The sequence below is a fragment of the Alicyclobacillus cycloheptanicus genome, assembly GCF_028751525.1.
Lineage (GTDB): Bacteria > Bacillota > Bacilli > Alicyclobacillales > Alicyclobacillaceae > Alicyclobacillus_L > Alicyclobacillus_L cycloheptanicus.
The window spans coordinates 671,156-687,389 of sequence record NZ_CP067097.1; the positions used below are offsets into that span (position 1 = coordinate 671,156).

At 49.5% G+C, this 16,234-nt stretch carries 14 protein-coding genes; 7 read left to right on the forward strand and 7 right to left on the reverse strand.

The annotated features are described in order from the left end of the window. The first annotated feature begins 25 nt into the window (after positions 1-25). A complete protein-coding gene (locus JI721_RS03145) occupies positions 26-1,369 on the forward strand; it encodes an IS1380 family transposase (RefSeq protein ID WP_274454807.1) in 1,344 nt (447 codons plus the stop codon). Between the two features lie 413 nt (positions 1,370-1,782). Here the strand turns inward: JI721_RS03145 and istB are convergent, their stop codons facing one another. From istB to JI721_RS03160, 3 genes are all read right to left on the reverse strand, one after another. Then, complete coding sequence (gene istB, locus JI721_RS03150; RefSeq protein ID WP_274454790.1) at positions 1,783-2,541, reverse strand: IS21-like element helper ATPase IstB; 759 nt, start codon at positions 2,539-2,541, stop codon at positions 1,783-1,785. A gap of 45 nt (positions 2,542-2,586) precedes the next feature. Further along, positions 2,587-4,131, reverse strand: a complete 1,545-nt coding sequence (gene istA, locus JI721_RS03155) for an IS21 family transposase (RefSeq protein ID WP_274454789.1) — start codon at positions 4,129-4,131, stop codon at positions 2,587-2,589. A gap of 209 nt (positions 4,132-4,340) precedes the next feature. After that, complete coding sequence (locus tag JI721_RS03160) at positions 4,341-5,246, reverse strand: DUF4007 family protein (protein ID WP_274456631.1); 906 nt, start codon at positions 5,244-5,246, stop codon at positions 4,341-4,343. A gap of 183 nt (positions 5,247-5,429) precedes the next feature. Between JI721_RS03160 and JI721_RS03165 the strand changes: the two genes are divergently transcribed. Further along, positions 5,430-5,948, forward strand: a complete 519-nt coding sequence (locus tag JI721_RS03165) for a DUF1643 domain-containing protein (RefSeq protein WP_274456632.1) — start codon at positions 5,430-5,432, stop codon at positions 5,946-5,948. 81 nt (positions 5,949-6,029) lie between these two features. Here JI721_RS03165 and JI721_RS03170 read toward each other — a convergent pair whose 3' ends face one another. Further along, complete coding sequence (locus tag JI721_RS03170) at positions 6,030-7,112, reverse strand: hypothetical protein (protein ID WP_274456633.1); 1,083 nt, start codon at positions 7,110-7,112, stop codon at positions 6,030-6,032. A 950-nt stretch (positions 7,113-8,062) separates the two neighbouring features. Between JI721_RS03170 and JI721_RS17170 the strand changes: the two genes are divergently transcribed. The 3 genes from JI721_RS17170 to JI721_RS03180 are packed head-to-tail and all read left to right on the forward strand — an operon-like array spanning position 8,063 to position 9,422. Next, a complete protein-coding gene (locus JI721_RS17170; protein WP_407654064.1) occupies positions 8,063-8,269 on the forward strand; it encodes a sigma factor-like helix-turn-helix DNA-binding protein in 207 nt (68 codons plus the stop codon). A gap of 5 nt (positions 8,270-8,274) precedes the next feature. Then, entirely contained in the window at positions 8,275-9,024 is a 750-nt protein-coding gene (locus tag JI721_RS03175) for a hypothetical protein (protein WP_274456634.1), read from the forward strand. Next, positions 9,021-9,422 (forward strand): hypothetical protein, encoded by a 402-nt coding sequence (locus JI721_RS03180; RefSeq protein ID WP_274456636.1) that lies wholly within the window; start codon positions 9,021-9,023, stop codon positions 9,420-9,422. The genes JI721_RS03175 and JI721_RS03180 overlap by 4 nt, the downstream gene beginning before the upstream one ends. 998 nt (positions 9,423-10,420) lie before the next feature. Here the strand turns inward: JI721_RS03180 and JI721_RS03185 are convergent. Further along, on the reverse strand, positions 10,421-11,326 hold the full coding sequence (locus tag JI721_RS03185) for an IS1595 family transposase (protein ID WP_274456638.1): 906 nt from the start codon (positions 11,324-11,326) through the stop codon (positions 10,421-10,423). Between the two features lie 234 nt (positions 11,327-11,560). Here JI721_RS03185 and JI721_RS03190 point away from each other — a divergent pair, with 234 nt between their 5' ends. Both JI721_RS03190 and JI721_RS17175 read left to right on the forward strand, forming a co-directional pair. After that, complete coding sequence (locus JI721_RS03190; protein ID WP_274455144.1) at positions 11,561-13,270, forward strand: IS1634 family transposase; 1,710 nt, start codon at positions 11,561-11,563, stop codon at positions 13,268-13,270. A gap of 449 nt (positions 13,271-13,719) precedes the next feature. Next, positions 13,720-13,896, forward strand: a complete 177-nt coding sequence (locus JI721_RS17175) for a helix-turn-helix domain-containing protein (protein ID WP_407654088.1) — start codon at positions 13,720-13,722, stop codon at positions 13,894-13,896. A 386-nt stretch (positions 13,897-14,282) separates the two neighbouring features. Here JI721_RS17175 and JI721_RS17180 read toward each other — a convergent pair whose 3' ends face one another. Together JI721_RS17180 and JI721_RS03195 are read right to left on the reverse strand one after the other, a co-directional pair. After that, positions 14,283-14,441, reverse strand: a complete 159-nt coding sequence (locus tag JI721_RS17180; RefSeq protein ID WP_407654089.1) for a hypothetical protein — start codon at positions 14,439-14,441, stop codon at positions 14,283-14,285. A gap of 83 nt (positions 14,442-14,524) precedes the next feature. Then, a complete protein-coding gene (locus JI721_RS03195; RefSeq protein ID WP_274456640.1) occupies positions 14,525-16,003 on the reverse strand; it encodes a hypothetical protein in 1,479 nt (492 codons plus the stop codon). Positions 16,004-16,234 lie beyond the last annotated feature (231 nt).

Here is a 16,234-nt window from a genome sequence, read left to right on the forward strand (position 1 = left end):
CGAACTTCACCTATGAGGTGATCTCTTGCGCTTCATCATTGAACAGTCTGACGAGACCATCACCACGCATTCCGGCCTGTCCCTGATTGGACTGTTGCTGGACAAAACGAATCTCGGATCACGTTTGAACCAAACTGTTGTGCCTGGTGTAGGCACGCCTGAGATATCGAATCGTGACATCGCCTACTCTTACCTTGGCTTGCTCTGCCAGGGAAAGAGCGACTTCGATCACATTGAGCCGTTTCGTGAGGATGAATTCTTTTCTGCTGCGTTGCAAATTGGCGCCGTTCCATCCAGCCCCACACTGCGTCAACGCCTTGATATGGCTGCCCCAAAATCCGATTGGGAGTCCATCATTCTAGAGGAATCAGCCATTCTCCTCCACGATTTCGGTGTGGCCGTCTCGCCGGTTTGTTTAGGGCAGGACAAGGAGCGTCCCTACGTTCCACTGGATATCGACGTCTCGCCATTTGACAATTCAGGGACCAAGAAACAGGGTGTGTCCAGAACCTATAAGGGACACGACGGATACGCCCCCATCTTTGCTTACCTTGGCCTTGAGGGTTACGGCGTGCATGTCAATCTTCGGGAAGGCAGTACGCATTGCCAGAAAGGCACTGCAGAGTTTCTGGCCGAAAGTATTCGTTATGCAAAGTGCGTCACCTCTCTGCCTCTTTTGGTTCGAATGGATGCCGGGAACGACAGCGTGGATAACCTGGTTGTCTGCCGCTCCGAAGACACGCATGCCGACTTCATCATCAAGCGGAACCTGCGGCGAGAGAGTGCACAAGTATGGTTACACACCGCCCAGAATCACGGCATATGTTGCGAATCTCGCCCAGGGAAGAAAGTCTATCGTGGTTCGATTATGTCCCCCATGAAGGGGCTCAGTAAGTCGGTTCGGATGGTTTTCGAGGTGATTGAACGTACCATCGACAAGGATGGCCAGATGTTGCTTGTGCCCGAGATTGAGGTCGACGTATATTTGACCTCACTGCCCGATGCGGCCTCAGTAGTGATTGACTTGTACCATGCTCATGGGACGATGGAGCAGTTCCACAGTGAAATCAAAACAGATCTCGATGTGGAGAGGCTTCCGTCCGGCAAATTCGCCACCAATGACCTCGTTCTTCACTTCGCGGTGCTTGCCTACAATCTTCTGCGCATTGTTGGGCAGGAAAGTCTGAAACGGGAGGACGCGCCCCTTAACAACAATACGGTGCAGCGCCGAAGAATTCGAACAGTGATCCAGAATCTTATAACGCTGGCCGCCAAGGTAACCACACATGCACGGCGTCAATACCTCAAATTGGGCCGCAGAAATCCCTGGTTCGCCGTGTTCCAGCGCTTGTACTTGGCGTTCGGTTAAGAGTTTAAAGCCATAGCTCAGAATACCCGCGTAAATCTCACACGGGGTCTATTTGGGTTCGCAGGAAGCGTAGGCACGTGGGTGTCATCTTGCCGTTCAGCAAAAACACCGAAAGTAATTCAATGGCCGAAGAAGTTCGATACAGACGTCACGGATTCAGGTCTCATACAATTCTCCCCTCCCAATGTCGAAGCGGATATTAACACTTGGTTGGAAGTACGTTTTATTTTTAATCATACGAGTTCTCGTTCACTTCTTTCGTATGTAACATGAAGGAATTCCAACGGAGTGCGTATTCCGATGAAATCGGCCACCTATTCCGGTAATTATCAGGCCAGTGAGTCCGCTAAATATCGGCCATGAGTTCCGGTAATTGTCGGCCGCCCCGTCCCTCTCCAAAGTGTGGCTGATTTCTACTTACCAGATCCCTCAGATTTTGGCAAGCTATTTGTAATTTTCCGCATTGATTCCCCACGTAGATTCAGTTGGTAGGCGTTATGGACAAGTCGGTCAAGGATTGCATCTGCGACTGTTGCGTCAGCAAACTGTTGATGCCAGTGTTCGACTGGAATCTGGCTGATGACACATGTCGAGTGGGTTCCAAACCGATCATCGACGAGGTCGAGCAGGTCTCGACTCTCTGGTGCGGACATGGCCGCCAGCCCCCAGTCGTCAAGAATGAGTAGATCCACTTTGAGAAAGGACTTCACCAACTTAGGGTAGGAACCGTCTGCCTTAGCTATGAAGATGTCTTGAAGCAATCGAGAGAGGCGGTGGTAGCGTACCCGCAGACCCATTCGGCAGGCGGAAGTCCCTAGCGCACAGGCAATGAACGTCTTCCCGATGCCTGTCGGCCCTGTCAGGATGAGGCTATGATGTGCTGTGATCCACTGACAAGTGGTGAGGTCTCGCAGCAGGCCCTGGTCAACGCCTCGTGCCTGATGAAGGTCAATATCCTCGGGATTCGCGCGAACCTTGAGATGGGCTTCCTGCAGGAGCCGGGACAGCCGGTGGTTCTGACGCACGGTCGATTCGGCATCCACCAGCATGCCAAACCTCTCCTCGAAAGACAATTCGACAAGATGAGGGTTTTGTAGTTGGTGCTCGTATGCGTCCGCCATACCGGAGAGACGCATCTCCCGAAGTGCTTGGGCAGTCTGGTTATTGAGCATCTGACGATTCCTCCTTGGGGGCAGGCAACCTGCCCCTGAATTGGTTTAGTGGATTACTTCATCGTGTTTCGGCGTGCCGCGGTAATAATCCGCACCACGGATGTTTTCATGAACCGGCACTGTCTCGGGTAGGTCAAGTGGGAGTACGGTCTGGTCGGCATGGGTTTGGAGAATGGACTTCACACTACGAGACGAAAACGCACCGATCGTGAGTGCCCGTAGCGCGGCCGCTTCCATGCGTTCTTTCGAGTACTGCTTGCTTAATTTGAGTAGCCCTAGACATGACCGATATCCCTGTTCTGGGTGCTTCCTTGATTCGAGGATGCGTTCCACCAGGGTCCCGGTGTTCGGACCAACACTACGTCCCCAATCGATGAGCCGTTTTGGCGTCCATTCCAAGTGCTTTCGATGGGCTTCCGGCATGTGTGTGGGGTCAGTAGCGTGTTTTCCTTTGATAAACAGGCGATGATGGCTAGCGACGCGTTTACCTTTATGGAATATCTCTACGACTTTCTGGGTGAGCCGCACCTCCAATTTCTGGCCCACAAGTTGATAGGGCACACTATAATAGGCCTTTTCCGCTTCGACGTGGTAATCTATGTTTACCTTCGCAGTTCGCCAGATGGCGAACTCGTAAGGGGTGCTAGGAAGCGGACGGAGGGCCGGCTTGTCGATGTTCTCAAACAGGGACTTACGTGAGCCCTCCAGCTTCTGAAACGGCTTCTCGTTTAACTGTGTCAGCAGCGGACGGATTGCCTGGTTGATTTCTGCGAGACTGAAAAACTTTCGATTGCGCAAAACTGCCAGAATCCAACGCTCGACGAGTAGTACACCTGCCTCGGCATGGGGTTTGTCTTTCGGCTTTTTTGGACGAGCAGGCATAACCGCAGCACCGTAATGGGACGCCATTTCGTGGTAGGTTGGGTTGAGAACGGGTTCATAGCGGTCAGCCTCTTTTACACCAGCTTTCAGGTTGTCTGGAACAAGAAGTTGCGGTACGCCCCCGAAGAACGTGAAGGCTCGTACATGTCCGCCAACGAAAGACTCGAGACCTTGTGACGGCTGCGCCTCTGCGAATGTGTAGTTGCTTGCTCCAAGCACGGCGACGAAGAGCTGCGCTTGCAGGATTTCTCCCGTCTCTCGGTCGATGTAGGGTATGGTAGGACCTGCGTAATCCACAAACATCTTTTCTCCTGCACGATGCTCCCCACGCATGGATATCTGCAGGGTTTTCTTCCACTGGCGATAGCGTTCACAGAATTGGCTGTATTGATATCCACTGGCATACTCCGCCTTGTATTCCTGCCACAGCAGCTGTAATGTGACCCCCTTCTTGCGCGATTCTTTGTGGATGTAGTTCCAATCTGGCTCGGTGCAGTTTTTAGGACGACCCTGGGGGCGAGGAAACAGCTCTGATTCCAACTTGACGTCGTCGATGTCCTCGGGTAAAGGCCATTGCAGGTTAAGTTCGTTGGCCCGTGAGAGGATGCGTGAGACTGTGTCCCGCGACAGATTGACACTGCGCGCGATGGCACGTTCACTGAGTTGAATTTCGTTGTGCAGGCGTAGTACTTCTTTGATTTTGCGCATTGGCGTCCTCCGTCTGGTCAAGTAGACTTCTCTCCTTCCAATCGATGATGCGAATTGGTTTCGGAGAACGAATATTGTCTACCTGCCACGAAATTTGTCGCCAACACTAAGGGTTGAGACGAGGGGGTTTGATTCCGATAATTGTCGGCCACTGATTCCGGGAAGTGCTCTAAAAGTGGCCGGTTTCTGTCGGAATGACTGGCCGGGATTTACCGGAATAGGTGGTCGTTAATTAGCGGAATGGGGGGCCGACATTTTCCGGATTCGGTGGCCGATTTGATCCGGAATACGCACGGAGTGACTTTTGGTAGATGAACGGTGTTCAACTTGTTTGTTCGGTCAAAACTTATAGGGTAATACGGATGTACTGTCAATTGTTCTAATGCCCTAATGATTTCATTCCGTTGCATGTTGAACACCTTACCCCATAACAAAGGACTCTCTTCGATTTCCTCGATCGATAGCACTTCTACGGGGTGGTTATTTGTGTATGAAAGAAGACAATACATCAACGCAGCGAGTCCGATATCCGTGTAACGTGATGAAACTTTTGAGATAATTCCTTTGTCCTCACTGAGCAATCCAAGAACGGTCAAAGGACTTTGAATAACTTCTTCAGGGTCGTCCACCTTTTCACCGTTACAGTACAACCGCACCAAACAGTCAATATCCCGTTTAAGTGAATTCACCGAAGGCTGCTTTGCATCGTTTTGGACAATCCATAAGAGCAACTCATCTACTATGTCCGACTTTTTAATCGTCCTACCGCTGAAAGAATTAAAGAACCAATACCAAGTGGTACTCGGCTCGATGTTATCAACCAAGTGGTAATGCAGTATACTTGCGGTATCGCGTTGCTCAATAAAAGGATCAAATCTGTCAATCAACTTTCCAAAATCCGATATTTCATGAACAACCTTTCCGTGGTTCACCTCGTTGACGATACCGGTAGCAACAACCCAATAACGTAGAGATTGAACCATATTCTTGCCAAGCCCGATCTGTTCCGCAGCGCTTTCATTATAAAAGAATCTATCATCAGCCTTCAGTTGTCTCATTGCTTTCCGAAGCCAATTTACACGTAAGTAAAAACTCTGATGTTGCCCGTATCCCAACCTTGAACATCCCCCTACAACATCACTGGAATTCGCTCTCCAGTGAACTCATTCCAATTCTATCACACCAAAAATGCGACTTCTATGGTCCCTACCGATTAACAAATAATTTTTGAAACACATTCATTTACAATTCAATGAACAATAGGCTCAGTGTAGAATGGTTGTAGAGGGGGGTACAGCATGAAACGGAAGAGGATAAAAGTAAGTTATTCCAATCAAGGTGCGCTTATAGAAGGAATATACAGATACACTTTATGGCGTGAATGGAACGCTTCCGGTAAAACAATGGTTTACGTCATGCTGAACCCCAGTACTGCTGATGGTTCAGAAGACGACCCGACAATTGAGCAGTGTGTTCACTTTGCAGCACGAGATGGGTACGGTTCTATTGTAGTGGTAAATCTGTTTGCCTATCGAGAAACTGACCCCGAAGTCCTTGCGTCTATCAAAAATAAAGGTACTGCTATTGGTCCAAAGAATTGGCGATATGTTGAGCAAGAAGCGGTACGAGCAGACAAATTGGTTCTTGCTTGGGGCAGACATGGCTCTATACATAATAGGCACCTTGATGACGAGGTTCGTCGGTTATGTACGGATCATCACGTATATTGCCTCGGAATAACAAAAGAAGGGCACCCATGTCATCCAGGCAGGCTGAGACTAGACACCACTTTCAAACCGTACATTTACCCCTTCTAAAAACGGAGTACAACGAGAATGAATTTTGATTTCAAACTCATGTTAAGTTGTTACATCCGAACAGCAGCCAAACGGAAGGGGTCAAAGTACTGCCTTCCATGGCACAAGTTCCATCAATGTATCAACCCCCGATGTGTTTACCGGAAACACGTTCTTTTCACGAATTCTTCGCAGGTTGACATATCCGCTAGGAACTTCTGGCCAATCCCCACAACTCCTGTCGAACTTATACAACAAAATCCGAACGCCATCCGTCGTTACGATTCGTAGACAATGCTTCAGATTGTTGTTTTTCACATAATTCTTTGCCTGCTTATATGCGTCTTGAAGGGATTGGTCTGGCCTCTTCGCTTCAAGATCCATTACGCATTCCTCGTGCGGTTGGCTCCCCGGTTGAGGCGCAGACCTGAAGAATGCCATGTCAATCTTGTTCCACTCAATTGCCACCAGTTGCTCGGACCACCCCATACCCAACATGAGTGGTGTAATCATGTGCGCCACAATCTCATGTTCAGTTGGACGACCTTTCATCTGCACTGACTCATACCAAGCATCTAACCGAACGATCTTGGCAATGGTAGAGAGAACATGTTCCACCGCCTCGTTTGACAAGCCTGACTTGAACAAACTCATTCCGAGATCATTCTGCGTCAGAGGAATACTGATGTTGCTCGGTAGCGGTTTTAATGCTCTGGCTGGTATTGACGCTCGTAATTGTTGTTCCAAACCGGTCAGGCGTTGCTCATTGACTCGTGTGAATGTACGCTGCGATTTGTAATTATTGAACACAGGCTGCATGTGCGCCAATAGGGATAACGTGGAGGATGTGTCCCAAATAACACGTCTTGCGTGCTGCAAATCCCAACCAAGTACGTCATCAAACTGATTAAGGTATTGGTACTCGTTGTCCTTTTCTGGAATTGTCCCAACAGCAACGACTGTATGGCCGTGGCGTAGTAAAACAACATCACCCGACTTGGGTTCCTCGCAAAAGAGACGGATTTGATGTCCCATGTTTGGGTCATTTTTGAGATAAAGTTCCTTAGTATCCTCAGAAAAGGAACCGGGATCACCAGGACCAATCAGCATGACGTCGTGATCCAGAAAGAGTTTTGTATAGTTGCGAGCCCCGGAATCCCCACCCGCTATCTGCCAAATGGTCACTCTTTATTCCTCGTTCCTGTAGCCCATCTATCGAAGAAGGTTGTTCACCACGAAGTGGATGTTATCTAGTACCCAACTTTTTCTTCCTTACATGTTTCTGCGAGATAACGGTCGTTCCTCCATTGTCTAATTGGTCTGTCAAAATGTTTGAAGGGTTCCTGAGTACCGATAGCGTTCATCAATAACCGTTATTCTCCGTTGTGGGGTATTCCCCGATGACCACAGTTCTTTCGATGATGGTCAGAAAGAAGCATTCTACAAACACAGTATGGCCGTGGTAACCGGGTTTCGCAGTGGCATGGTTATGCCAGAGGAATGTAATGAACATGGTCAACCCGAGTGCGAACAAGGCGAACGACTGGTTTGGGATGGCTTTGACTGGGAGACGGCGACATCTTGGTTTCGTGGGAACCCAGAGAAATGCCAATCGTGCCCGCTATTTGGGACATGTAGCAAGCAATTCGGATTTACCTTTGACGACAAGCCAATTGCTTACGGCCCGGTGCCACAAGGCACCAAGCTGCATGCCCAGATGCTCGATTTCAGAAGGCAAATCGAGCTGTCCTTTGCGCAAGAGTCCAATGAGCTAACCACTGTCATGAAACACAAGAAGGTGCCTGTACGAACAAACAAACGGGTACAGTCCTTCTTCACCATGCAGGGATATATTTCAGCTCATGCAGACGAGGATAGATCACATTCGAGAAACCGTGCTCCCCGATGACCACACAGAGCGGATTACACAAATGTATACGGAGCAGGCCGAACAATTGCGTCTCGATATCGCTGCATAGGCAAGCAACATCTGCCCTGTAAACTAAGCTGTGGTCACTGGCAGGGGGTCGTGCGCCCATTTTCAAGGGTGAGCAGGCAATACTGTCCCATGTATAGCTCATCGCCAAATTTCCAAGGAAACAAATTCCATTTCCAGAAACTCAGATTCATACCCTTTGGGTAGACATGTACTCAACTCTGATGCTTTTCGGACACGCTCTATAAAGGGATTTAGCACACAGGAAATCGCTGAAATTCTGGGCAAAACCTCGGTCTCCGTCAGGGTCATGCTCCATCGTGCAAAGAAAGCTCTCGCGAACCAATTGGGCTTAGGCGAACCGGCCGACTCTTTTCACATCAACGCGTCAAAACGAGGTTCATAAGGGCTATGCGTAAAAAGTATGTTGATGAGCTAGTAAGGAACGCGATCCGTGACGATGCTTTGCCTTATGAACTGAAAAACGAGATGTGGAACCACATTGAGCGAAACGTGGCAGGAATGCGTGCGCCCAAGCGGAACCGCTCCTTTCACCAGATGCAGACTACCTTCGCTTGGATTGGAAGCGTGGCTATCGCCGTCTGCTTAGCGCTTGTAGGACACTACGTCATTCAAGAACATTCGACTAGCACTTCGGCCAATAAGGGGAATAACACCTCAAATGTGACTCATCATCTATCGCCAATCAGCGAACACTCGTATGCAAGTTCCGTTGAGGCATTCAATGCAATTGCGAGTCTTGAGCAGACTTTTGGTCAGTTTTATCCGTCAGGACTACCTGTTAACTTGGGTTATGGCATTCATGCCGAATTTTCTGGGGGTGCAGGCCAGTACAGCTACAAATGGACCGAAGGTCGATGGACAGTGTTGACTCGGTTCTGGGGATCTAACACAGCGGGCACTCAAGTGGCGCGAGGCATGGTTTCGTATCTCCACACGCATATGCTACCCGTGCCAGAGACTAAAGGCGTAGTTATCATTTCACAAGCGAGTTCTTCGACGACCCCGAAAATGACACAGAATACGATCGCTTGGCAAGTCGGAAACAAGGTGTTTGAACTGAAGGTGACAGGAGATTCAATCCATGCCCTGGAGGCCGTGGTGAACAGTACATCTCAGAACCCAAGGGGTGGAATGTGACGGTTCCAGCGGATTTAGAAATAGGGTCTTTGCAGCTTGGCGATCCGCTCAGTGATGCCATCACAGCCTATGGGCAACCGAAGCAAAAGACGACCGCTCACGGAACGGGAGGGCCAGAATGGATCTATCCAGGTGGAACATACATTGACGGCGATCCGATCTGGCAGATGACCGTGAATTCCGCATCTGCGGGAAGCACACCCCGTGGCATTCATGTCGGAAGTTCGCTTTCGGCGTTACAGCGTGCGTATCCCGGTATTCAAGGACGGAGCATTCCAAAAGGTGGTAGTTCGTACTTCTCGATGAATTACAACCAAAACCTATTCACGCTAGGATTCACGGTAGAACGCGGTGTGGTGACACAAATCAACATGACCAAGAACTTACCCCCATTCTAACCAGTGGTGGAGAGTCAATCGGCTCTCCATTGCATATCTCGTTATCTAGTGAAAGCAATCCACGATGGTAAAGAGATAAAGAAAGAATGAGGGTCTTGTGCGCCGTCAGCCCCTCATTCTCTAAGTTTCAACAAACAGGTTCGGACAGGATTTTAATCGCCTTCTTGCGATAGACAACACCTTAGGCTATATCCTAGTAGTCTCCCTTGTATACTTTGTGTCCCGACCCGCTCTATGACATACTTTCGTGCCCAAAATTCATAGATACCAAAGTGTTTAAGAGAGCAAGACGTCAGAGCCTACAGAAGTGCCGTCACCTTCAGAAATTTTCCCTGGAGCTTATCTACATACTCAAGCAATTTACATCACTTACGGGACACACTACCAAATGTGACTTCTCAATGCTCGGTTCCCACATCTGGACGGAAACCTGATGATTTAATGGCTTCTCGCCAATGGTCAGCCGTAATCTTGTCTACACGATAACCAGTAACACCATAGGTTTCGAAAACATATCGCACCCATGTTGTATAGTGCGACATTGGGACAGGAGAGCCAAGATGCAACCCCATTGTGCATAATACACTCATGACATCCTGTGCACACGAGGATAAGCGAAATCCCTTATTGTAAGGGAAGAAAAACTCCGTAAAACTGATCCCATTCCAGTCGACATCATCGTAAAGTGACATGTAGGTCTGTAACTCTGAAACCATAGGACATCGGAATTGTACGTACGACAGAGAACGAGCTATATTTGTGGGAAACATGGATTCCTCTTTGGCAGTTGTAACGAGGATTACGGTTAGTTTAATTCCATTAGCTAACAAACTGGTCTGCAACTCGCCTAAGATGCGTAATTGGTCTTCCTGAATTCGAGCATCGTCCAAAATAAGTAATACCCTATTCGACTCATCGCCGAGATGGGGAATTTCATTTCATACATCTCAAGTCTTTTAAGTTAGTTGGGCTGGCGCCCCACTTTCGTAACTAAGTTCCTAAACACTGGGTAATGGTTTCGCATGCGCACAGGCAAGCAACAATCTGTCCACCAAGCGATTTCCAAGCTTCCTGCGGTTGAATCGATACACGAACTCCTCAAGGTATCCTTGCTTGTATACAATCCGCCCGTGGTACGTACCATCGATAAACCTCTTGGCCAGGCTGATGACCTTGTCTATCCATTCGAACGTCTCATGGGCCTCCGGTGTACCCGACTTCGTCACTATATGGGACGCAGGCTCCAACTCCTTGGCACAGGCCACAAGCGTCTTGCTGCCGTCCGTCTCCCAGACGCAATTTGGTTTCAGCCGTCCGGATAGAACGGGAGCAACCACTTCCTTCGTGAGATTCGGTACTACCGCCATGGTGATGTACTTTGGCGTCCCACGCTCCATCTGAACGGCGACAATCACCGGGTCCTGATCCGAGCCCCTCCCACGCTTTCCTTCTCCATGGCTCTCTCCGCCAAAATAGGCGTCATCGATTTGCACGAGTCCTTCCAACTGGTACAGTGCATTGCGATCAGCCATGGCCTTGCGGATTTTACGCAACATGTTCCATGCGGTGGGATACGATACTCCAATATTCCGTTGAATGGTTGTCGCAGCAACGCCTCGCTTGTCATTGGCCATCAGGTACACCGCAAGAAACCACTTGCGCAAATCGGTTTTCGTCTTATGAAAGATGGTGCCCGCCGTGACGGAAGTTTGCCGAGAGCAGTTTTTGCACTGGAATAAGGGCATTCGTTCTTCAGCCTCTTTCCGTGAGGAGCTTACAACTTCACAATACTCCTTGCTGCCGCACTTCGGGCAAACAAAGCCATCTGGCCAACGTAGCTCAAACAAACGCTCCTCGCAGGCACGAATCGTGGAGAACCGTTCCTGAAACTCAAGAAGTGTCATGGCAATCACTCCGAACATACGTTCTATATCGCCATTCTACCACCTACGCTCCACTTTTCAATCGGAACTTAAAAGACTTGAGATGTATGTTTCATTTTATACGAGTCGAAGCCGTCTTTCATAAATCCGACTTTCCGCGCGTGATCCTTCGTGCTGTCCATAATTTTGTACAGGGATTTGGCACCCCAGTGTCGAATCAGTCCCCTATCGAATTTTCGTTTGGGGGATTTCCAGTTGATTGCTGACATGCGTCCCTTGGTGATGGGGGCTTCGGCGCTGTGGTCTCGGCTCATTGACCAGTTCGGCTGGGTGGAGATGATCGATAAGCAGGCCGACCGCGATGGTGACAGGCTCTCGGTCGGTACCAGGCTTAAGGCCTTGCTTATCAACATCGGCACTGACCGCAAGGCTCTCTACAAGGTGCAGGAGTTCTACGAGAAACGGGACGTCGAAGTCTTGCTTGGCGCCGGAGTGTCCGCGACCGACCTCAATGACGACGCGCTTGGACGGGCACTGGACATTCTGTACGACATGGGCCTCGACGCCCTGTATCCGAAGCTCGCACTGAAGACCGTCAATCAGCTGAAGGTGATGGACCACTTCGATGACTTGTTGCCCGTTCATTCCGACACCACCTCGGTGTCTCTGTACGGAGAGTACGCACAGCAAGACGATGCACCTGAGTCCAGTGAGGACAACTTTGCCGTCGCACGCGGGTACTCAAAGGACCACCGCCCTGACCTGAAGCAGATCATCTTCGGCCAATGCACACTGCGGGGCGTGACGCTGTGTGCGAACGTGGACAAGGGCAATCAGGACGATCACACCTGGAACAACGAGAACATCACGCGATTGGCCGGCCTGCTTGAAGAGCAGACCGACAAGGAACTGCTGTATGTCGCGGACTCCGCGGTGGTCACCGAAGAGAACCTGAAGTTGCTTGCAGACGAGGGGATTCACTTTGTTTCCCGGCTGCCCTCGAACTTCAAGTTGTGCCAGGAGCTAAAGCGGTCTGCGTGGGAAAAGGAGAAGGCATGGCGGGATGTCGGACAGATCGCGGCGGCAGATGACGCCTCGACCTACAAGATACAGTCGTTTCGCCGGGAGTTGTATGGACGGACGTATCGCCTGATTGCCGTGCGCTCGACCGGACTGGCGAAGCAGAAGGAGCACAAGCTGGAGGACGTGCTGCAGCGGGAGAAGACCGCACTGGAGAAGGCGGTCGAGAAGGCACAGAAGGTGACCTACAGCTGTGCTGAAGATGCCGAGGCTGCGGCAAAAGCGTTGGTTCACCAACACCGTAAGGCGCTGCACCGGCTACAGATCACAGTCGACACAGAGCAGATACAAGAGAAACGTGCCCGTCGGGGCCGGCCTCGCAAGGATGAGTCAGCGCCTGGAGTGCGCACTGTGTATCGCTTGAATGTGAAGATTGCTTCGCCCGACGAACAGACGCTTCAGTTGTGGCGTGAACGCGAGAGCACGTTCGTCCTGATTACGGACATCCGGGATGACCAACGGGTTGCGGATGAACGAGTACTGCGGTTGTATAAGGACCAAATCGAGGTGGAGAACCGGTTCCGGTACCTGAAGAGCCCCTACCACGTGGGGCCGGTGTTCCTGCAGAAGCCCAGCCGGGTGAAGGCATTCGGTTACGTGATGCTGATGTCGTTGCTGATGTACAGCGCGTTTGAGTACATCCTGCGCGAACAGATGGCGAAGGAGACGGAGCCGTTGATTCTGCCCGGGAAGCGAAAGAGCTTCCGACCGACAGGCATCTCGGTGCTGGAGATGTTCGATGAGATGACGACGATATGGATAGAGAGCGGCGACGGGCGGCAGAGGATGACGGCGAGGCCACACGACCCGCAGATCGAGCGGATACTGGCGTTCTTCGGGATGGATCTGAACATCTACAGCGAGGTGGCAAGCAGCGGTTGCTGAGCAAGCGCGTCAGCATAGGCTCGATTCCCAAATGTACACAGCCCTTGCAAAGATCGCGCTTTCACTTTTCCGAACATTTCCTTTCGAGCGTTTGCGCGGCCCACTTCCGGGCAACGAACGGAGTTTCCAATTGACGACCCCTACGCACGCGCGGAAGATGCGTTATGATACATGGAAGTCTCCTGACGGAAGCATGAAGGTTGGCAGCCGCACCTCATCACGTGCAACCCAATTTGTTCACATCCTCCATGCATGACCGGATGCTAAGCGCGGCATCGAACCCACTCCGTGCAACATAAATAGTTTGACTGGTTAATCTGGTCTGACCTGAATAGATCGGTGACTACGGTGAGATAATTGATAGTACATTCTTCTCTAAAGGAAGTGTACTCTTGACCATCCGTCTACCTGTTGAAAGTCACGACGGTCAGCCATCGATTAATCGCGTTATGGCACCTGAAGAAATAGCAGTCAGGTTGAGAGTCAGCTCCGAAACCGTGCGGAGGTGGTGTCGATCCGGCAGGCTCACAGCATACCGAGTCGGTCGTCACTATATTATTTCTGAACGGGAGCTGGAGAAATTTCTCTGGTCAACTCGCCAATACTCAAATCAAAGCCGGGACTGATCATGGGTAAAGTACTCGAAAGAGCTTGCCTCTCCTTTTTTAAATCGCGAAATGTTAGTTATTACGTTTCGGATAACCAGATAGTGTTCTCTTGTCCATTTTGTTCAGCAGATGCACATATGTCAGTATCCAATTCCGAATGGAAGTGTTGTGGAAACCACTCTGGGAACTTGGAAACCCTCATTTTAATGTCAAACGATATTTCGTGGAATAACTCGACTCTGTACAATCCCAAAACAGAACTTAAGAAAATACGTGCGACGTTCCGAAAACTCATAGACGACGCAAGTAACCCCCATCGCACAAGAATTGAAAGGTTGAGTCTAAGTGTCTATGAATTGATCGAATTTCTCCAAACAAACCATAGATCTGGAGGGCATTGAACGTCACGGGCCCTCCACGGCAGCATTTGTATCGCCGGTACGTCGATGTTGCCTTCTAACTATAAAATCCTTTACATCCGCACCTGTGGCCGAGAAATGATACGGTGTAGAGCTTATAAGTGAACCACTCCGAAACCAGCGCCGAACAGTTTCGGTTGACACCTTCAATAACTCTGAAATGTCGTTAACGGTGTAAAGTGCATCATCAATGATATTGTTGAATAAATTGGGTACCGAGTTCAAGATTAACCCTCCCTCTCAAGAACACTCAGTTTTTTGTTTATTTCTTTCAGCTTTTCAGTCCACTCCGCCAATGACATGTCTTTAGGACGGCTCCGCAACCTCTCTCTTTCTCCTTTGAGGTACTCCAATTCGTCATCACGTGATACAGGTGGACTTGGCTGGTCGGTAATGGACGACGAATCACTTCTCTTTACCGGCTGAGTACCGACCACCACGCCAGCAACTGGATCATGGTGACCCAGCCATTCACGTTCCCATTCCTCAAGTTCTTCAATCTCCCAAGGAAAGTCGAGGGCCGCCTTGATAATTGCCTTATATTCGTCCGGTTCGATTTCCTTTGTGTAATTGGTATCATTGACGTCTCCATTCTCAATATCCCCGTCGTGACGAAGATGCACCTCGGCCGCGCGTTTGACGAACCAGTATGTCTCTTTGGACTCCGCTGGCGCCTTCTTTATCAAGTCGTTGACAGAGTGACGTGTATCGTAGTAGGTTAACTCTCTCGCACGCTCTTCCCCCAAGAAGCCAACCATATCGCTCAGTGAATCCATCCACTTACTAATACTTCTTGGCCCACATTTGGATTCGGGGTCTTTATCATTGCGCCGGAATACGTAACCTTTGCCTACAGACTTTCCTTTGGTGGCCTCATAAAGGTGAGCAAAGTACTCATTAAGGAGTGTTACAAGTCGAGGAACGACGAGCGTCCCCAACCCAGGCTTAGAACCACTGTACCCACCTTTGGAGATATCATCTGGCAACAATAAAAGCCCGAAACCATCTTCATCAGGTTGAATAAACCCCTGGGAATTCAATACAAAGTGCTCGATACGCAAGTCACACAGTTCCAAATTTCTCAACGCAAGAAAGCACCCCGTCATAAATTCAACACTGTACTTCCTCCACTTTTGGGGGAATAACAAGGGGTCGCGAATCACCGCATAGACTTGCAGGATTTCTTTCCTATTCAAATAAACTTTCCGCCGTGGTTCTTCGGGTTCCGGACGAAAAGGAGGCACCACCTCGAACGCATCTTCATACTTATACGTTATACGCCGAAACTTCCTATAGTCATCGTCGTCATCAATATTCAACTGCCGCTTCATCGTAGCCAGCTGAAACTTTAAAAACGGAAGTAGGTAGGCTTTGCACATCGTGTAAAAAGTTGTGGGTGCGAAATATCGTTCCAGGTGCTCCATATCTTGCGCTCCAAAACTCTGGAGTTCAAAGCTGTACTCTCTAAAGCTGAGTTCATTTGTTTCACCCCCACGATTGAAATCGATTCCCGATCGCGAGCACAGGATTAAGAAAAATAACTTTAACAAAGTATCCCTTTGGTTTTCGACTCGACTTGCCTTCTTGTACGGTGCAAAATAATGGTTACCATATCTAAAGCCGTTAGCTCTTCTAAACTCCACGTATCTTTCAATTTCAGTAACCAACCCAGGCGGGAGCACAATCCTATAATCAACGTGTTTCATCGTATACAAACCTCCATCTTGTTAGACTATTGTTTCCGTGTTAGCAATTTCCAATACGCACAAAACACACGAAATGCTACATTTTTGGGGTAAATAACATAAGGTTATGGAACCAAATATTGTAGTGTTTTGTGTGTTTTGTGCGTCAGTCATACGCCGCGTCAAACACAGCAGGTGATCAATCATGTTGTCACACCACTGTCGGCCATGTTTACCTCACCGTCCAAATCT